The following is an 18,228-nucleotide window of genomic DNA, read 5'->3' on the forward strand; positions in this document are numbered from 1 at the left end:
AACATCGTGAACCGGGGTGGGGCGCGAGGTTTGTCTATAGGTTAAATACTATAAACCCTGCCCCAAAGAGCATGTCGTGAGCGTTTTAGCTATTTCAATTACTACTGTGGCACTTGCAGAAATTGGTGATAAGACCCAACTTTTATCATTGTTGCTTGCCAGTCGTTACCGTAAACCGATTCCTATTATTGCCGCTATTTTTCTAGCAACCATTGCCAATCATGCGCTAGCCGCTTGGCTCGGTGTTGTGGTGGCGGACTATCTATCGCCTCAAGTCCTAAAGTGGGTGCTGGTGGTCAGCTTCCTAGCGATGGCAGCATGGATCTTGGTGCCGGATAAACTGGACGACGATGAAAACATCTCCAGCCGTGGTCCGTTTATCGCCAGTTTTATCGCGTTTTTTATTGCCGAAATCGGTGACAAGACTCAGATTGCGACTTCCATTCTCGGCGCGCAATACGCGGATGCCCTGACTTGGGTGGTGATTGGCACCACGGTCGGTATGCTACTGGCCAATGTACCCGTGGTGCTGATTGGTAAGTTGTCAGCGGATAAATTACCGCTAGATTGGATTCGTCGTATTACCGCGATTTTGTTTGTTGGATTGGCTCTTGGTGCGGCGATTTTTTAACAATAATATCAAATGACTACCAAAGTTTAATCGCGATCAAACTCTCGCTCGAATCTGACTGATTTCGTGATGAATGACATATTAGTGTCATAATTGTCATGGTACTTTAATCATGTGGATCCTAGCGAGAGGGCAACGATTATGCTTACACGTTACACAGGAATGACCGCAGAAAGCCAAAGCCGTTTGTTTACCTTCGGTTTGGTATTAACGCTGCTTGGTATGGTACTCACGGACATGTGGATACCTATGGTAGTAGGCGCCATTGTGATGACTGGTTTGGCTGTTGAGTCGTGGATTCGAGTTCAGCATCTCATCCCAATGCACAATGAGATACGTTCGATGCAAAAGCAGATCAAGAAACTGCAATCAGAAGTCAGAACGCTGGAATATGACGAATAGCTCGAACAGGACGAATAGCAAAAAGGCTGCCAATGGCAGCCTTTTTTAATGCGTTACGCTAATCCTTTTTTGATTAGGTAAAGGTAAGGCACGGTTTCTGTTTGTGCACCAAGCAGTTGGTGATCCATAAAACGACAGAAACTGGGAATATCGCGAGTGGTGGAAGGATCGTCAGCTTTCACCAACAACACATCACCATCTTCCATTTTACGAATTGTCTTCCTGACCATCATCACTGGCTCTGGGCAGCGCAATCCTTGGGCTTCGAGTGTTTGCGTGGCAAGGTCTGTATTGATTGTCATGGGGAACTCTTTTCTCTAGAAAACAGGCCAAATTCTACTTATGAAGAAAAAATATGCAATAACCCCTTGGCAAATGGATCTTTTTGCTTTAACTTTATTAACAAGTTGGTAACAAAGAGACAAGGAAGTAGCTATGTTGACCGCACTAGATAGATTGACAATTTACTCGGTACTTTGCTTGATAGCCTTTTGTGCTTTGGTACTTCAGCCTTCACAGCAGGCCGGTTGGACACCATTAATTGGATTGAGTGCCGCAATCATGGGATTGTGGTTAGAGATGAGACGCTGGCAAGATGCCTCTGAGGAACAAGAAAATTAACATTTAATAAACATCTTGCTATTTTAGATTTCCAATAGACTACGACATTCCGACACTATCCCCATTTTCTTGGGCTTCCCCGCTGAAAGGCGGGATTTTTTTTATCTGAAGAAAAGCAAACCAGGTGTAGACTAAGTAAAGATGAACCTAGGAAAGGCTTATGGAACTCGAAGAAATCTATCGCCGCGATCTTAACTTGTTGGTGGCACTAAAAGTGCTGGTGGAAGAGGGCAGTGTTAGTCAGGCAGCTGTGCGACTTAACCTAAGTCAGTCTGCGACGAGTCGAGTGCTGGGAAGATTGCGAGATTTGCTTGGCGATCCGTTATTTACTCGCCAAGGGCAACGCATTATACCGACCCGCAAGGCGCTTGAGATATGTAAGCAAATAGACCAGCCACTTGAGTCTTTTCGGCAGCTATTAACACCTAGCGAGTTTAATCCTTACTACTGCAATGAGCGCTTCCTCATCGCAACGACTGACTACGCGATGCAAACCATCTTGCCTTATGCGTTGCCTAAGATTTATCAGTTAGCACCGAATATTTCTTTAGAGTTTGCGCCACTGCAACATGAAAGCCTTTTCAAACAACTCAGTACAGACAAAGTCGACATGGCGATTTGCCGTCCGACCGGGTCTGTGACACCTTTGCATCAAGAAGTGCTTGGGCCTGTAGGCGTTTCTTGTTTGGTTTCCAAACAACATCCTTTGGCGGATAAGCCTTTATCACTGGAGGATTACATTAATGCGCCTCACGCGATGATTGCCATTAGCGATGGCGTCAAAGCGCTCTTGGATGCTGCGCTTATTAATCAAAACCCAAGAAAGATGGTGCTGCGCGCGTATCATCTCGAAGCGGCGTTAGCGATTGTCGATAGCATGCCGCTCATTATTACCGTTCCGGCTGATCTCGCTTACTTAGTGGCCGAGCGCTACGATTTAGTGATTAAGCCGCTGCCTTTTGCCTTCACGCCGTTTGACTATTCCTTAATTTGGCATGCTCGATGCGATACCTCGGAATCTCAAAAGTGGCTTCGCTCGGTAGTAAAAGAAGAGTGCGGGAAATTGATTGCTAAGCGTATCGAAGATGTGGGTTTAGGCTGAATGCAAAAAAGGCTCCCGTAATGAGAGCCTTTTCTATAACGAGGTCATCGTTAATTAGATCTTGATAGTTACGCGACCAGTCACAGCACCGTTAGTGATGTCTTCAGCCGCTTGAATCGCATCTTCTAGTGCTACGGTTTTGCTTGCCTGTGCGTAGTATGACTCAGGAAGTAGCGTCGCTAGTTGCTCCCAAGCTTTGATGCGTTTTTCGCGTGGGCACATTACTGAGTCGACACCTTGTAGACGCACGTTACGCAGGATAAATGGCATCACTGTGGTTGGTAGATCAAAGCCACCCGCTAGACCACATGCTGCGACAACACCGTTGTAGTTTACTTGCGCAAGCACTTTAGCAAGCATGTTGCTGCCTACCGTATCGACAGCTGCAGCCCAGAATTGACGCTCAAGCGGTTTTGCTGGCTCTTCAAGCTCGCTACGCTCAACAATGCGTGATGCACCGAGTGATTTTAGCAGTTCGCCATTCGCCGAAGCGCGACCTGTCACTGCTGCGACTTTGTAACCTAGCTGGCTTAGCAGCGTCACTGATACACTACCCACACCACCACTTGCGCCAGTGACCAGCACTTCGCCGTCTTCAGGTTTCACGCCGGCATCAACAATGGCTTGTACACACAGCATCGCAGTAAAACCAGCAGTACCGATAGCCATAACTTTTTCTGCATCGAGACCCGCTGGCATTGGCACTAGCCAGTCGCCGTTTAGGCTCGCTTTCTCAGCCATGCCACCCCAGTGATTCTCACCGACCCCCCAGCCAGTGAGAACCACTTCGTCGCCTTCCTTATAGCGAGGGTCGTCTGATTGCGACACGACGCCAGAAAGATCGATACCCGGTACCATTGGGAAATTGCGGATGATTTTACCTTTACCGGTAATTGCCAACCCATCTTTGTAGTTCAAAGATGAATATTTTACATCTATTTTTACATTACCTTCTGGAAGCTGTGACTCGTCTACTTGAGAAATAGTAGCGATTGTTTTTTTATCTTCTTGGTTAAGTAACAGTGCTTTGAACATGATGTTCTCCAATGAGTTGACGTGTTATCTGCTGCAAAGTGTAGGTGAGAAATGGGAAAATAAACAATGAAACTTCAACATTAGATATATGCGCTGCATGCATAAATAAAAACAGCTCCGATAACGGAGCTGTTTGTGTTGAAAAGCCGTAATGAGAGGGCTACGGTCTTTCAAAAATGGTTGCGATACCTTGACCTAAACCAATACACATAGTGGCGAGACCAATCTTGGCGTCTTTGTTTTCCATGATATTGATAAGGGTGGTCGAGATACGAGAGCCCGAACAACCTAGAGGGTGGCCTAATGCGATGGCGCCGCCATTCAGATTAACCTTCTCATCGACCACATCCAGTAGACCAAGATCTTTAGCACATGGTAGAGATTGAGCTGCAAAGGCTTCGTTAAGCTCAACAATATCGATATCGTCCATCGTCAGGCCAGCACGCTTGAGTGCTTTTTGTGTCGCTGGGACAGGGCCGTAACCCATAATCGACGGATCGCAGCCCGCAATGGCCATCGAGCGGATCTTCGCGCGAATCGTTAAACCAAGCTCGTTGGCTTTCTCTTCGCTCATGATCAGCATGGCAGATGCGCCATCAGACAGTGCCGATGATGTACCCGCTGTTACAGTACCGTTCGCAGGGTCAAATACTGGACGAAGCTTGGATAGCCCTTCCACATTGGTTTCTGGACGAATCACTTCATCGTAGTCGAGGGTAAATAGTGAACCATCTTCTGCGTGACCTTCTGTCGGCAAGATCTCGTTCTTGAAGCGGCCTTCAAGCGTCGCCGCTTGCGCTCGCTGGTGGCTTCGCGCAGCAAATTCATCTTGTTGCTCACGGCTGATGCCATGCAGTTTACCCAGCATTTCTGCGGTTAGACCCATCATGCCAGCTGCTTTCGCAACGTTCTTAGAAAGCTGAGGATGGAAGTCTACACCGTGCGTCATAGGGACGTGTCCCATGTGCTCAACACCACCAATCAGACAGATTTCAGCATCGCCAACCATGATAGAGCGCGCCGCGTCATGCAATGCTTGCATAGACGAGCCGCACAAGCGGTTGACCGTGACGGCACCAATCTCAATCGGTAGACCTGCGAGAAGCGCAGCGTTTCGAGCAACGTTAAAGCCTTGCTCTAGGGTTTGTTGTACACAGCCCCAGTAGATATCTTCAATCTCTTCTGGCTTCACTTGTGGGTTGCGAGCCAGGATCCCTTTCATTAGGTGTGCCGATAAATCTTCAGCACGTTGATGTCTAAAAGCACCACCCTTGGAACGACCCATAGGTGTACGAAGACAATCAACAACGACAACATTTTTCATTTTGATATTCCTCATCCAATCGGTGGTTACAGTGAGCTAGCTTGCTGTACGTCATAGAAGCGCTTGCCAGAGCTTGCCATATCGACCAGCGACTGCGGCACTTTGTACATTGCACCCAGTGACTCGTATTGTTTCGCCATCACCACGTAGTTATCGATACCGATACTGTCTAGATAACGGAATACGCCACCTCTAAATGGAGGGAAGCCGAGGCCATAGACCAGCGCCATATCCGCTTCTTGCGGTGTCGCAATGATGCCCTCTTCCAAACACAGTACGACTTCGTTGATCATCGGAATCATCATGCGTTGAATAATGGTGTCATCTTCGAATGATTGCGCAGGCTTGCTCACGGGCTCAAGCAGTGAGCTGATGTCTTCGCTTGGTGCTTTCTTAGGACGACCACGCTTGTCTGTGGTGTAAGCATAGAAACCAGAACCATTTTTCTGACCATAGCGTGTATTTTCAAACAGCACGTCAATGGCATCACGCTGATCTTTCGCCATGCGCTCTGGGAAACCTTCTGCCATCACTGCTTGTGCGTGATGCGCGGTGTCGATGCCGACCACGTCAAGTAGGTAAGCAGGACCCATTGGCCAGCCAAACTTACGCTCCATGATTTTATCGATTTGGATAAAGTCAGCACCATCAGCCAGTAGTTGACTAAAGCCACCAAAATACGGGAACAGAACACGGTTAACGAAGAAACCAGGGCAGTCGTTGACCACGATAGGGGATTTACCCATCTTCGCAGCGTACGCCACCACGCGGTTGATGGTTTCTTCCGAGGTGTGTTCACCGCGGATGATTTCAACCAATGGCATGCGATGCACTGGGTTAAAGAAGTGCATACCACAGAAGTTTTCTGGGCGTTTTAGTGACTTCGCGAGTGTATTGATAGGAATGGTTGAAGTGTTGGACGCGATAACTGTGCCTTCACCGACCATCTCTTCGACTTCACTGAGTACCGCGGCTTTGACTTTTGGATTCTCTACCACCGCTTCTACAATCACATCGCTTTTCTCGATACCGGCGTAATGTAGGCTAGGAGTAATAGAAGCCAGTACGCCAGCCATCTTAAGTCCGTCGATACGACCACGCTGCAAACGCTTATTCAGCAGTTTAGACGCTTCGGTCATGCCTAGCTCAAGTGATGCTTGGGCGATGTCCTTCATAATGACCGGCACACCTTTAAGTGCAGATTGGAACGCGATACCGCCTCCCATGATGCCTGCACCCAGTACTGCGGCGCGCTCCGTCTCTTTACCTGATTTCGCAGCTTTCTTGGCTAGACCTTTGATGTATTGATCGTTGAGGAATATGCCAACCAGAGCGTTCGCCACATCGGAGCCAGCAAGCTGTATAAAGTAGTTTGCTTCGACTTCGAGTGCTTCATCACGACTGAAGCGAGATGCTTCTTCGATGGTTTTGACCGCTGCCATTGGTGCTGGGTAGTGTGGTCCTGCTTTTTGTGCGACCAGACCTTTTGCCATGGTAAAGCTCATCATGGACTCAAGCTTGCTTAGTGTCAGTGGAGACACTTTCGCTTGGCGACGCGCTTTCCAGTCAATCTTTTCGTTGATAGCCAGCTCAATGGTGTTCAATGCAGAATCATACAGCGCGTCGGTTTCGACGATGGCGTCGATAAGGCCTACTTTTAATGCTTCATTTGCACGGCATGCTTTGCCTTGAGTGATGATTTCCATTGCGCTGTCTGCGCCGATAAGCCTTGGCAAGCGAACCGTGCCGCCAAAACCAGGCATAATGCCAAGCTTAGTTTCTGGCAGACCGATGCTGGTGGTCTTGTCACCAATTCTAAAGTCTGTTGCCAGCACGCACTCACAACCACCGCCTAGGGCGTGGCCTTTTAATGCAGATAGCGTTGGAACGGGCAAATCTTCCAATTTGTTGAAAATGTTATTGGCGAATCCTAGCCATTCTTTGAGTTCAGCTTTTGGTTTGGCAAATAGACCAAGGAACTCAGTGATGTCAGCACCCACAATAAAGGCACTTTTATCAGTGGTTAGGATAAGCCCTTTAAGGTCACTCCATGCTGTAACAGCATCAAGTGCTTTGTCTAGAGCTTCGAGGGTAGCCAGATCAAGTTTATTGACCGACTTAGGAGAGCTAAAGCACAGCTCGGCGATGCCGTTACGTACTTCCTTTACCTGTATAGTTTCAGATTGGTAAATCATTGTCATTCTCCGTGACAGACAATCCGTGATTGCGTGAAAGCGGTTGTTATAGTTCTAGTGCTGGTTAGACCAGTTGTGTAAGTGTGTACTGCAATGAAAGTAATTTCAATACATTTTTTAAACAAGTGTTTAACATTATGACCAGTGTCCAATCTTGGAGTCAATTGCTATTGCCCGTGTTAGAATACCCCTTTTAGGCGACAAACCTGTAAAACCCAATGAACTCAACTGCATACCTGATACCAGAGCACCCCGTGGTTTTTGAAGAAGAAATCAAAAAGAGCGTGTTCATCACGCAAATTGCTCATACGCCGAGTATTGAGTCTGCGAAAGCGTTTGTTGACCAAGTAAAAAGACAGCATAGTAGTGCGAGGCATAATTGCTGGGGTTTTGTCGCAGGGCGTCCTGAAAACTCGATGATGTGGGGGTTTAGTGATGACGGTGAGCCGTCTGGCACGGCAGGTAAACCTATCTTGGCCCAGTTAAGTGGCTCTGGTATTGGAGAGCTCACCGCGGTAGTGACGCGTTATTCTGGTGGCATCAAGCTTGGAACTGGCGGCTTGGTGAAAGCCTACGGTGGCGGCGTGCAGCAAGCACTTAAGCTAATTCAAACAATCGAAAAAAAAATCACCACACAATTACGTCTAGAGTTAGACTATGCATTCGTGTCTATAGCTCAGGCAGAGCTGAATCGTTTCGAAGCGGTAGAGGTCGAGTCGCACTACACCGACAAGGTTATTCTCATTGTTGAGCTAGAAGTGAACCATGTCGATGCACTGACGCAGAGTATCATTAATAAAAGCGGAGCCAAGGCAATGGTCTCCCCGGTAGAAAACAACTAGGACGTAACGAAGCGCAGCTTCATCAACTCATATGCAATTTCGATCCATTATTCGCATTGTCGGACTGCTACTCGCTCTGTTTAGCGTTTCAATGCTCGCACCCGCTTTAGTCGCACTGATCTATCGAGATGGTGCGGGTGTGCCTTTTGTCACGACCTTCTTCGTCCTACTACTTTGCGGCGGGTTTTTCTGGTTTCCAAATCGTCGTCATAAGCATGAGCTCAAAGCCAGAGACGGATTTCTAATCGTTGTCCTGTTTTGGACCGTAATCGGCAGTGCGGGCGCGCTGCCATTTCTCATTTCTGATTACCCGAATGTCTCGGTAACCGATGCCTTCTTTGAATCTTTTTCTGCATTAACCACTACGGGTGCGACGGTTATCGTCGGTTTAGACGAACTTCCTAAAGCGATTTTGTTCTACCGCCAACTTCTTCAATGGTTTGGCGGTATGGGTATCATTGTACTTGCCGTTGCGATCCTACCTGTTCTGGGTATCGGTGGCATGCAGCTGTATCGAGCGGAGATCCCAGGACCTGTTAAAGATAGCAAGATGACGCCGCGTATTGCTGAAACCGCAAAAGCGCTTTGGTACATCTATCTGAGTTTGACCATCGCCTGTGCGGCAGCGTTTTGGGTTGCAGGTATGACCCCATTTGATGCGATTGCTCATAGCTTCTCAACCATAGCGATTGGCGGCTTCTCCACTCATGATGCCAGTATGGGCTATTTCAATAGTCCTGCTATTAACATGATTACGGTCGTGTTCCTGCTGATATCTGCGTGTAACTATTCTTTGCACTTTGCGGCTTTTGCCTCGGGTGGCGTGCACCCTAAGTACTATTGGAAAGATCCTGAGTTTAGAGCTTTCATCTTTATTCAGGTGGTTCTGTTTTTGGTGTGCTTCCTTATCTTACTTGAGCATCACTCCTACAATTCTATGTACGACGCGTTCGATCAGGCTCTGTTCCAGTCAGTCTCGATATCGACGACGGCCGGCTTTACAACAACGGGGTTCTCGGAATGGCCACTGTTCTTGCCGGTACTCCTGCTGTTCTCATCGTTTATTGGTGGCTGCGCGGGTTCAACGGGTGGCGGTATGAAGGTCATTCGTATTTTACTACTGACACTGCAAGGTGCTCGTGAAATGAAGCGCTTGGTTCACCCAAGAGCGGTCTATACCATCAAAGTCGGCGGGACGGCACTATCACAGCGCGTTGTCGATGCGGTTTGGGGGTTCTTCTCCGCTTATGCGCTGGTGTTTGTGGTGTGTATGTTAGCCCTCATCGCAACGGGTATGGATGAGCTGAGTGCTTTCTCTGCTGTCGCGGCGACACTGAATAACCTAGGCCCAGGTCTTGGAGAGGTGGCACTTCACTTTGGTGATGTGAACGACAAGGCGAAATGGGTACTGATTGTGTCGATGCTATTTGGGCGATTAGAAGTGTTCACTCTTCTTATACTACTAACGCCAGCATTCTGGCGAAGCTAATTCATCAATAGCTACTTTATTAATAGATGGCAGCGAAGGAAATCATCGTGGAAAAAGTTCTCTATCTCTATTCTTCTCGCGAAGGACAAACAAAGAAAATCATCGGACGTATCGCTGAGCAGCTTGGTCATAATGATGCCGCCACTATTAACCTTCATGAAAACCCAGATGTAAATCTGAGTGACTATGACAAAGTACTCATTGGTGCCTCTATTCGTTATGGCCATCTTAATAAGAAGCTGTATCAGTTTATTGAAGCAAACCAACAACAGCTGAGTGGAATGAAGGCGGCGTTCTTCTGCGTGAACCTGACGGCAAGAAAAGAAGACCAAGGTAAAGATACGCCAGAAGGTAGCGCTTATATAAAGACGTTTCTTAAAAAGTCACCTTGGCAGCCGACGCTGATCGGTGTTTTTGCCGGTGCCCTCTATTACCCTCGTTATAATTCGTTTGATCGCTTTATGATTAAGCTAATTATGACCATGACTGGCGGTGAAACGGATACTACCAAGGAAGTTGAGTATACCAATTGGGAGAAAGTGGGGCTGTTTGCCGAGAAATTTGCCCAGCTATAGAGAGAAAATGTTGGTTTTTACGCCGTTTTGACTCGTTTTTAAGCGAACGATAAAAAAAAGCGAAAAACTTTAAAAAAAGGGTTGCCAAGTTTAATCCGATCTCTATAATGCCCCCTCGCTGACACGGGAAAGGACAACGAAATCCCCAACGAGTCAGAAGGTCACAAGCTTCTAAGAAGCTTAGCAAAATAAGTTGAAAAAAGTGGTTGACACTAAAACTTATCTCGCTAAAATGGCCATCCGTTTTGAGAGGGATGCTTAGTCCGAAGCTCGAAACAAGCTCTTTAACAATATAAACCTATCAATCTGTGTGGGCACTCGTTGATGATAATCAAATTAGAAATTTCTCTTAATAAAGAGGGGTTTCAAATTAGGTTTCAATGAAACGAAGTGACCATTGAATCGAAAGATTCAGCACAGTCAATTCAAACATTACTTATGTAATGTTCAGTATTCATTGAGCCGACAAAATCTTAAATTGAAGAGTTTGATCATGGCTCAGATTGAACGCTGGCGGCAGGCCTAACACATGCAAGTCGAGCGGAAACGAGTTAACTGAACCTTCGGGGGACGTTAACGGCGTCGAGCGGCGGACGGGTGAGTAATGCCTGGGAAATTGCCCTGATGTGGGGGATAACCATTGGAAACGATGGCTAATACCGCATAATAGCTTCGGCTCAAAGAGGGGGACCTTCGGGCCTCTCGCGTCAGGATATGCCCAGGTGGGATTAGCTAGTTGGTGAGGTAATGGCTCACCAAGGCGACGATCCCTAGCTGGTCTGAGAGGATGATCAGCCACACTGGAACTGAGACACGGTCCAGACTCCTACGGGAGGCAGCAGTGGGGAATATTGCACAATGGGCGCAAGCCTGATGCAGCCATGCCGCGTGTGTGAAGAAGGCCTTCGGGTTGTAAAGCACTTTCAGCAGTGAGGAAGGTGGTGTCGTTAATAGCGGCATCATTTGACGTTAGCTGCAGAAGAAGCACCGGCTAACTCCGTGCCAGCAGCCGCGGTAATACGGAGGGTGCGAGCGTTAATCGGAATTACTGGGCGTAAAGCGCATGCAGGTGGTTAGTTAAGTCAGATGTGAAAGCCCGGGGCTCAACCTCGGAACTGCATTTGAAACTGGCTGACTAGAGTACTGTAGAGGGGGGTAGAATTTCAGGTGTAGCGGTGAAATGCGTAGAGATCTGAAGGAATACCGGTGGCGAAGGCGGCCCCCTGGACAGATACTGACACTCAGATGCGAAAGCGTGGGGAGCAAACAGGATTAGATACCCTGGTAGTCCACGCCGTAAACGATGTCTACTTGGAGGTTGTGGCCTTGAGCCGTGGCTTTCGGAGCTAACGCGTTAAGTAGACCGCCTGGGGAGTACGGTCGCAAGATTAAAACTCAAATGAATTGACGGGGGCCCGCACAAGCGGTGGAGCATGTGGTTTAATTCGATGCAACGCGAAGAACCTTACCTACTCTTGACATCCAGAGAACTTAGCAGAGATGCTTTGGTGCCTTCGGGAACTCTGAGACAGGTGCTGCATGGCTGTCGTCAGCTCGTGTTGTGAAATGTTGGGTTAAGTCCCGCAACGAGCGCAACCCTTATCCTTGTTTGCCAGCGAGTAATGTCGGGAACTCCAGGGAGACTGCCGGTGATAAACCGGAGGAAGGTGGGGACGACGTCAAGTCATCATGGCCCTTACGAGTAGGGCTACACACGTGCTACAATGGCGCATACAGAGGGCGGCCAACTTGCGAAAGTGAGCGAATCCCAAAAAGTGCGTCGTAGTCCGGATTGGAGTCTGCAACTCGACTCCATGAAGTCGGAATCGCTAGTAATCGTGGATCAGAATGCCACGGTGAATACGTTCCCGGGCCTTGTACACACCGCCCGTCACACCATGGGAGTGGGCTGCAAAAGAAGTGGGTAGTTTAACCTTCGGGAGGACGCTCACCACTTTGTGGTTCATGACTGGGGTGAAGTCGTAACAAGGTAGCCCTAGGGGAACCTGGGGCTGGATCACCTCCTTATACGAAAGATTATTGCGATGAGTGTTCACACAGATTGATTAGGTTTGTAAAGATAAAGAGATTTTGTTTTTGCTGAAAAGCGAAAGCAGAAAATAGTAAGTGCCCAACACTTACTGCTTAGTGTCCCGTTCGTCTAGAGGCCTAGGACACCGCCCTTTCACGGCGGTAACAGGGGTTCGACTCCCCTACGGGATACCATTGGGTCGTTAGCTCAGTTGGTAGAGCAGTTGACTTTTAATCAATTGGTCGCAGGTTCGAATCCTGCACGACCCACCATTCTTTTCCACGAAGGAATGGCCTTTGTTTTACTTTTTTAAAGTGAAAACAATAGGAAACTTATGTGGGCGATTAGCTCAGTTGGGAGAGCACCTCCCTTACAAGGAGGGGGTCACTGGTTCGAGCCCGGTATCGCCCACCATTCTCTAAGAATTTTTGGATTAAGAATTTCCAAACCACTTCAGTAAAGCGTGCGTGGTTGGAATTTTTGACGCCGCAAGGCACTGAGAATCTTTAGAAAATGCATTAAGTTTGCATTGCTCTTTAACAATTTGGAAAGCTGACGAATAGCTTAATTGGTTTTTACTTTTGAAAAAGTAAAACAAAACAGCTCAAGGCTGTTGATTAAGTTATTCAATTAAAAGTTCTCAAATCCTAATCTTTTGATTAGGTACCAACACACATTCAAGTGTTCTTGGAATTTGAGTCCGGCAAAATCGAGTCTGCATCATGTATAAAAATTGCAGACAACTTTGGTTGTTTAACGACAATCTCATGGTTTCTTCTGAAACTCTTTGGGGTTGTATGGTTAAGTGACTAAGCGTACACGGTGGATGCCTTGGCAGTCAGAGGCGATGAAAGGCGTAATAACTTGCGATAAGCCCAGATTAGGTAGTAATAACCTGTGAGTCTGGGATTCCTGAATGGGGAAACCCAACTGCATAAGCAGTTATCGCTGAGTGAATACATAGCTCAGCGAGGCGAACCGGGGGAACTGAAACATCTAAGTACCCCGAGGAAGAGAAATCAACCGAGATTCCGAAAGTAGCGGCGAGCGAAATTGGATTAGCCCTTAAGCTTTTAATGAGACAGGTGAAGGCTCTGGAAAGTGCCGCGATACAGGGTGATAGCCCCGTAACCGACATCTCATCATCAGTGAAATCGAGTAGGGCGGGACACGTGATATCCTGTCTGAATATGGGGGGACCATCCTCCAAGGCTAAATACTACTGACTGACCGATAGTGAACCAGTACCGTGAGGGAAAGGCGAAAAGAACCCCTGTGAGGGGAGTGAAATAGAACCTGAAACCGTGTACGTACAAGCAGTAGGAGCACCTTCGTGGTGTGACTGCGTACCTTTTGTATAATGGGTCAGCGACTTATATTCAGTGGCAAGGTTAACCGTTTAGGGGAGCCGTAGGGAAACCGAGTCTTAACTGGGCGTTCAGTCTCTGGATATAGACCCGAAACCAGGTGATCTAGCCATGGGCAGGTTGAAGGTTGAGTAACATCAACTGGAGGACCGAACCGACTAATGTTGAAAAATTAGCGGATGACTTGTGGCTAGGGGTGAAAGGCCAATCAAACCTGGAGATAGCTGGTTCTCCCCGAAATCTATTTAGGTAGAGCCTCGGACGAATACTACTGGGGGTAGAGCACTGTTAAGGCTAGGGGGTCATCCCGACTTACCAACCCTTTGCAAACTCCGAATACCAGTAAGTACTATCCGGGAGACACACGGCGGGTGCTAACGTCCGTCGTGGAGAGGGAAACAACCCAGACCGCCAGCTAAGGTCCCAAAGTATAGCTAAGTGGGAAACGATGTGGGAAGGCTTAGACAGCTAGGATGTTGGCTTAGAAGCAGCCATCATTTAAAGAAAGCGTAATAGCTCACTAGTCGAGTCGGCCTGCGCGGAAGATGTAACGGGGCTAAGCTATACACCGAAGCTGCGGCAATATACTTTGTATATTGGGTAGGGGAGCGTTCTGTAAGCCGTTGAAGGTGGACTGTAAGGTCTGCTGGAGGTATCAGAAGTGCGAATGCTGACATGAGTAACGATAAAGGGGGTGAAAAACCTCCTCGCCGGAAGACCAAGGGTTCCTGTCCAACGTTAATCGGGGCAGGGTGAGTCGACCCCTAAGGCGAGGCCGAAAGGCGTAGTCGATGGGAAACGGGTTAATATTCCCGTACTTCTTACAATTGCGATGGGGGGACGGAGAAGGCTAGGTGGGCCTGGCGACGGTTGTCCAGGTTCAAGTGCGTAGGCTTAAGAGTTAGGTAAATCCGGCTCTTTTTAAGGCTGAGACACGATGTCGAGCTACTACGGTAGTGAAGTCATTGATGCCATGCTTCCAGGAAAAGCCTCTAAGCTTCAGATTGTAAGGAATCGTACCCCAAACCGACACAGGTGGTCGGGTAGAGAATACCAAGGCGCTTGAGAGAACTCGGGTGAAGGAACTAGGCAAAATGGTACCGTAACTTCGGGAGAAGGTACGCTCCTCGCGGTGAAGTCCCTTGCGGATGGAGCTATGGGGAGTCGCAGATACCAGGTGGCTGCAACTGTTTATTAAAAACACAGCACTGTGCAAAATCGTAAGATGACGTATACGGTGTGACGCCTGCCCGGTGCCGGAAGGTTAATTGATGGGGTTAGACTTAGGTCGAAGCTCTTGATCGAAGCCCCGGTAAACGGCGGCCGTAACTATAACGGTCCTAAGGTAGCGAAATTCCTTGTCGGGTAAGTTCCGACCTGCACGAATGGCGTAATGATGGCCACGCTGTCTCCACCCGAGACTCAGTGAAATTGAAATCGCTGTGAAGATGCAGTGTACCCGCGGCTAGACGGAAAGACCCCGTGAACCTTTACTACAGCTTGGCACTGAACATTGACCCTACATGTGTAGGATAGGTGGGAGGCTTTGAAACTAGTACGCCAGTATTAGTGGAGCCGTCCTTGAAATACCACCCTTGTAGTGTTGATGTTCTAACTTGGTCCCCTAATCGGGGATGAGGACAGTGCCTGGTGGGTAGTTTGACTGGGGCGGTCTCCTCCCAAAGAGTAACGGAGGAGCACGAAGGTGGGCTAATCACGGTTGGACATCGTGAGGTTAGTGCAATGGCATAAGCCCGCTTGACTGCGAGAATGACAATTCGAGCAGGTGCGAAAGCAGGTCATAGTGATCCGGTGGTTCTGAATGGAAGGGCCATCGCTCAACGGATAAAAGGTACTCCGGGGATAACAGGCTGATACCGCCCAAGAGTTCATATCGACGGCGGTGTTTGGCACCTCGATGTCGGCTCATCACATCCTGGGGCTGAAGTCGGTCCCAAGGGTATGGCTGTTCGCCATTTAAAGTGGTACGCGAGCTGGGTTTAGAACGTCGTGAGACAGTTCGGTCCCTATCTGCCGTGGGCGTTGGAAGATTGAAGGGGGCTGCTCCTAGTACGAGAGGACCGGAGTGGACGAACCTCTGGTGTTCGGGTTGTGTCGCCAGACGCATTGCCCGGTAGCTAAGTTCGGAATCGATAACCGCTGAAAGCATCTAAGCGGGAAGCGAGCCCTGAGATGAGTCTTCCCTGGCACTTTAAGTGTCCTAAAGGGTTGTTCGAGACTAGAACGTTGATAGGCAGGGTGTGTAAGCGTTGTGAGGCGTTGAGCTAACCTGTACTAATTGCCCGTGAGGCTTAACCATACAACACCCAAAGGGTTTTGATGGACTCAAAGCAAGAACAAATTGAATGTGTAAGAGAACACATTAACAGCTTTCCAGATATTTTGGCTTTTAGCTTTTTTGAAAAGCTGAAAACCAAAGCAGAATTTGCTTGGCGACCATAGCGTTGTGGACCCACCTGATTCCATGCCGAACTCAGAAGTGAAACGCAATAGCGCCGATGGTAGTGTGGGGCTTCCCCATGTGAGAGTAGGACATCGCCAGGCTTTGAACATAATCTGTTTAAAGCACGATTTAGATAAGACTTTAAATAGACCACTGCGGAGTGGTAGTTCAGTTGGTTAGAATACCGGCCTGTCACGCCGGGGGTCGCGGGTTCGAGTCCCGTCCACTCCGCCACTTATATCAAGAAGCCTCGTCTAACGACGAGGCTTTTTTGAATCTAACGTGTTGATTTAAGCGATTAAATAGCATAGATTAGATAACACTTTAGGGGTGTAGCTCCAATTGGCAGAGCAGCGGATTCCAAATCCGCGTGTTGGGAGTTCGAATCTCTCCACCCCTGCCATATTTAAAGCCTCGTCGAAAGACGGGGCTTTTTTGCATTTGCAATATCCGAAGGCTCTGACTTAGGTCGGAGCCTTTTTCGTTTTATCCTTAGGCCGTCCTAGCCCATCACGTGATACTAAAGCTAAAGAATGTTCTTAGGCACGATGCGATGCAGTTTTACGCCAACTCTTTTTGTTACGCTGACTTCATTATCAGGGTTAAAGTCTTGCGTTATACGCCATGCATTTTCCGGCTCCATTTCTACCTTCATTGCCTTTGAGACATGTTTGGTGATCTGTGGTGAGTGGATAATAGCAAAGCTCTCGGTGTTCAAATGAGCGCTACGTGGGTCAAGATTGTAGGTACCAACGACGGTAATAGTGTCGTCGATAGTCATGGTTTTTGCGTGCAGACCAAAGATAGGTGTGGTTGGCAGTTTCTTGTACATATGCTCGGTCATTACTCGCTGTCTAACCTTAGCATCGGGTTTAAACTCATAAACCTCTACACCTGTGGCCAAAAGTTGCTGCCGATTTCTCTGGTAGCCACTAAAGGCGGCAAGATTATCGTTGGAAGCGAGGCTATTGGTCAGGATCTTTATTGAAATGCCTTTATCAACTAAACCGCTGAGAAAATCACGATCCTTTCTGGTAGTGATCAGATAAGGTGTTTGGATCAGGATCGATGATTGCGCACTCTCAGCCAGCTCAATCAGTTTGTCACGAGTAATGCTACCACCGCCCAAGAAGGTCTGGCGATCGTTCTTTCCTGGCTTATCTGCTATGTACTCGACTTTATCAACGAATAAAAATTTGCCTTCATTAGATAGAGCCTGAAAGGTCTCTGGCACCTTGTCTATTTCAGCTCTTATTTCGGGATGGAAGTGCTTCGGGTTACAGGCATAGGAATGTAACCGTGAGAAATCTGGATTGCTATCATAGGGGTTGGATTTAAACAGATCTTCTACGGGAACACTGAGCGGACTGTTCCAGTACTGCTCAAATGATGTATCGATCTCTCCAACGGCTTTGCCAGCGAGAAAAACATCTCTATCGCGGAAGTTATACTCGTGGTCGAAACCGAAATATTCGTCAGCAATGTTTCTACCGCCAGTAATGGCAACTTGGTCATCGACTAAAAAGACCTTGTTGTGCATGCGCTGATTGATGCCGTGGAAATCGGTTAAGACTGTCGTCATCTTTTGTACAATGTTTTTGCCGATATTGGCGTTAGGGTTGTATATCTTTATCTCAAAGTTGTCATGGGCGGCCAACATGAGCAGCTCATCCCCTTTGGCGTTGAGCATGATGTCATCTACCAATACTCGAACTTTAACGCCTCGCTCAGCCGCTCTGACAAGATAGTCGGTAGCAATGAGCCCTACGTTATCGACTGAAAAAATAAAGTACTGCACATCAATGGAAGTTTCTGCTCGCTCGGTCAACCAAGCCCGCGACATCATCGCTTCTGCCCCTTGCTCTAATACATAAACACCTGTACTACTCTTCATTTCAGTCTCGAAAGGCTGAGTATAGTGAGACAGCGGTAAGTGCTCTCTCTTGGTGAGCTCTGCGCAATAGTCCCTTTCTGATAAAGGCACATTGTCTGGTGCAGATGCACAGCCAAATAGCACTATGGATGTACAGGCGAGAACGGTTTTTTTGACTTTGAGCATAAAACAACGGGCCTATTGAGCAGAATACTAACCATATAGTATCGATAACGGCGGTAACAAAGTATCCCGACTGTGTCATAGCACAGCGCT

The 18,228-nt window shown here is 48.0% G+C and carries 12 protein-coding genes, 5 tRNA genes and 3 rRNA genes; 15 read left to right on the forward strand and 5 right to left on the reverse strand.

Annotated features, from left to right (window positions below):
- Window positions 1-76 precede the first annotated feature (76 nt).
- Both AAA946_RS00050 and AAA946_RS00055 read left to right on the forward strand, forming a co-directional pair.
- Window positions 77-631 (forward strand): TMEM165/GDT1 family protein, encoded by a 555-nt coding sequence (locus AAA946_RS00050; protein ID WP_338163157.1) that lies wholly within the window; start codon window positions 77-79, stop codon window positions 629-631.
- A gap of 141 nt (window positions 632-772) precedes the next feature.
- On the forward strand, window positions 773-1,033 hold the full coding sequence (locus AAA946_RS00055; RefSeq protein WP_338163158.1) for a hypothetical protein: 261 nt from the start codon (window positions 773-775) through the stop codon (window positions 1,031-1,033).
- Between the two features lie 53 nt (window positions 1,034-1,086).
- Here AAA946_RS00055 and tusA read toward each other — a convergent pair whose 3' ends face one another.
- On the reverse strand, window positions 1,087-1,335 hold the full coding sequence (gene tusA, locus AAA946_RS00060; protein ID WP_338163159.1) for a sulfurtransferase TusA: 249 nt from the start codon (window positions 1,333-1,335) through the stop codon (window positions 1,087-1,089).
- A 133-nt stretch (window positions 1,336-1,468) separates the two neighbouring features.
- Between tusA and AAA946_RS00065 the strand changes: the two genes are divergently transcribed.
- Both AAA946_RS00065 and AAA946_RS00070 read left to right on the forward strand, forming a co-directional pair.
- The gene (locus AAA946_RS00065; RefSeq protein WP_338163160.1) at window positions 1,469-1,654 is read left to right on the forward strand and encodes a hypothetical protein; all 186 of its coding nucleotides are present in this window, start codon (window positions 1,469-1,471) and stop codon (window positions 1,652-1,654) included.
- A gap of 160 nt (window positions 1,655-1,814) precedes the next feature.
- On the forward strand, window positions 1,815-2,756 hold the full coding sequence (locus AAA946_RS00070) for a LysR family transcriptional regulator (protein WP_338163161.1): 942 nt from the start codon (window positions 1,815-1,817) through the stop codon (window positions 2,754-2,756).
- A gap of 54 nt (window positions 2,757-2,810) precedes the next feature.
- On the opposite strand, the gene acuI is transcribed toward AAA946_RS00070, so the two are convergent.
- The 3 genes from acuI to fadB all read right to left on the reverse strand — a co-directional run bounded on the left by acuI (window position 2,811) and on the right by fadB (window position 7,310).
- Window positions 2,811-3,791, reverse strand: a complete 981-nt coding sequence (gene acuI, locus AAA946_RS00075; protein WP_042502476.1) for an acrylyl-CoA reductase (NADPH) — start codon at window positions 3,789-3,791, stop codon at window positions 2,811-2,813.
- Between the two features lie 160 nt (window positions 3,792-3,951).
- Window positions 3,952-5,115, reverse strand: coding sequence for an acetyl-CoA C-acyltransferase FadA (fadA, locus tag AAA946_RS00080; RefSeq protein ID WP_042478154.1), 1,164 nt, complete (start codon window positions 5,113-5,115; stop codon window positions 3,952-3,954).
- Window positions 5,116-5,141: 26 nt separating this feature from the next.
- Window positions 5,142-7,310 carry a fatty acid oxidation complex subunit alpha FadB gene (fadB, locus tag AAA946_RS00085; RefSeq protein ID WP_338163162.1) on the reverse strand — a complete coding sequence of 723 codons (2,169 nt, stop codon included), beginning with the start codon at window positions 7,308-7,310 and terminating at the stop codon, window positions 5,142-5,144.
- Between the two features lie 218 nt (window positions 7,311-7,528).
- Between fadB and AAA946_RS00090 the strand changes: the two genes are divergently transcribed.
- The 11 genes from AAA946_RS00090 to AAA946_RS00140 all read left to right on the forward strand — a co-directional run bounded on the left by AAA946_RS00090 (window position 7,529) and on the right by AAA946_RS00140 (window position 16,482).
- Window positions 7,529-8,152, forward strand: a complete 624-nt coding sequence (locus AAA946_RS00090) for a YigZ family protein (protein WP_338163163.1) — start codon at window positions 7,529-7,531, stop codon at window positions 8,150-8,152.
- 31 nt (window positions 8,153-8,183) lie between these two features.
- Window positions 8,184-9,641, forward strand: a complete 1,458-nt coding sequence (locus AAA946_RS00095; RefSeq protein WP_338163164.1) for a TrkH family potassium uptake protein — start codon at window positions 8,184-8,186, stop codon at window positions 9,639-9,641.
- A 47-nt stretch (window positions 9,642-9,688) separates the two neighbouring features.
- Window positions 9,689-10,216 carry a menaquinone-dependent protoporphyrinogen IX dehydrogenase gene (gene hemG / locus AAA946_RS00100; RefSeq protein WP_338163165.1) on the forward strand — a complete coding sequence of 176 codons (528 nt, stop codon included), beginning with the start codon at window positions 9,689-9,691 and terminating at the stop codon, window positions 10,214-10,216.
- Between the two features lie 475 nt (window positions 10,217-10,691).
- Window positions 10,692-12,244 (forward strand): 16S ribosomal RNA (locus tag AAA946_RS00105).
- A gap of 122 nt (window positions 12,245-12,366) precedes the next feature.
- Window positions 12,367-12,442: transfer RNA gene (locus AAA946_RS00110), tRNA-Glu, on the forward strand.
- A gap of 2 nt (window positions 12,443-12,444) precedes the next feature.
- Window positions 12,445-12,520 (forward strand) — tRNA-Lys (locus AAA946_RS00115).
- Between the two features lie 66 nt (window positions 12,521-12,586).
- Window positions 12,587-12,662, forward strand: a tRNA-Val gene (locus AAA946_RS00120).
- 385 nt (window positions 12,663-13,047) lie between these two features.
- A 23S ribosomal RNA gene (locus tag AAA946_RS00125) occupies window positions 13,048-15,935 on the forward strand.
- Between the two features lie 129 nt (window positions 15,936-16,064).
- Window positions 16,065-16,180, forward strand: a 5S ribosomal RNA gene (rrf, locus tag AAA946_RS00130).
- The 16S, 23S and 5S rRNA genes sit together here with 5 tRNA genes alongside, the layout of an rRNA operon.
- 56 nt (window positions 16,181-16,236) lie before the next feature.
- A tRNA-Asp gene (locus tag AAA946_RS00135) sits at window positions 16,237-16,313 on the forward strand.
- 92 nt (window positions 16,314-16,405) lie between these two features.
- Window positions 16,406-16,482 (forward strand) — tRNA-Trp (locus tag AAA946_RS00140).
- 123 nt (window positions 16,483-16,605) lie between these two features.
- On the opposite strand, the gene AAA946_RS00145 is transcribed toward AAA946_RS00140, so the two are convergent.
- Window positions 16,606-18,138, reverse strand: coding sequence for a phospholipase D family protein (locus tag AAA946_RS00145; RefSeq protein ID WP_338163166.1), 1,533 nt, complete (start codon window positions 18,136-18,138; stop codon window positions 16,606-16,608).
- Window positions 18,139-18,228 lie beyond the last annotated feature (90 nt).

It is taken from the genome of Vibrio sp. 10N (genome assembly GCF_036245475.1).
In the GTDB taxonomy this organism is placed as follows: domain Bacteria; phylum Pseudomonadota; class Gammaproteobacteria; order Enterobacterales; family Vibrionaceae; genus Vibrio.

Bases quoted from the DNA above. Each gene is read 5' to 3' on its own strand.
- fadB (WP_338163162.1), bottom strand. From the start codon at position 7,310: ATGATTTACCAATCTGAAACTATACAGGTAAAGGAAGTACGTAACGGC.
- acuI (WP_042502476.1), bottom strand. From the start codon at position 3,791: ATGTTCAAAGCACTGTTACTTAACCAAGAAGATAAAAAAACAATCGCT.
- AAA946_RS00095 (WP_338163164.1), top strand. From the start codon at position 8,184: ATGCAATTTCGATCCATTATTCGCATTGTCGGACTGCTACTCGCTCTG.
- fadA (WP_042478154.1), bottom strand. From the start codon at position 5,115: ATGAAAAATGTTGTCGTTGTTGATTGTCTTCGTACACCTATGGGTCGT.
- tusA (WP_338163159.1), bottom strand. From the start codon at position 1,335: ATGACAATCAATACAGACCTTGCCACGCAAACACTCGAAGCCCAAGGA.
- AAA946_RS00070 (WP_338163161.1), top strand. From the start codon at position 1,815: ATGGAACTCGAAGAAATCTATCGCCGCGATCTTAACTTGTTGGTGGCA.
- AAA946_RS00055 (WP_338163158.1), top strand. From the start codon at position 773: ATGCTTACACGTTACACAGGAATGACCGCAGAAAGCCAAAGCCGTTTG.
- AAA946_RS00145 (WP_338163166.1), bottom strand. From the start codon at position 18,138: ATGCTCAAAGTCAAAAAAACCGTTCTCGCCTGTACATCCATAGTGCTA.
- AAA946_RS00065 (WP_338163160.1), top strand. From the start codon at position 1,469: ATGTTGACCGCACTAGATAGATTGACAATTTACTCGGTACTTTGCTTG.
- AAA946_RS00090 (WP_338163163.1), top strand. From the start codon at position 7,529: ATGAACTCAACTGCATACCTGATACCAGAGCACCCCGTGGTTTTTGAA.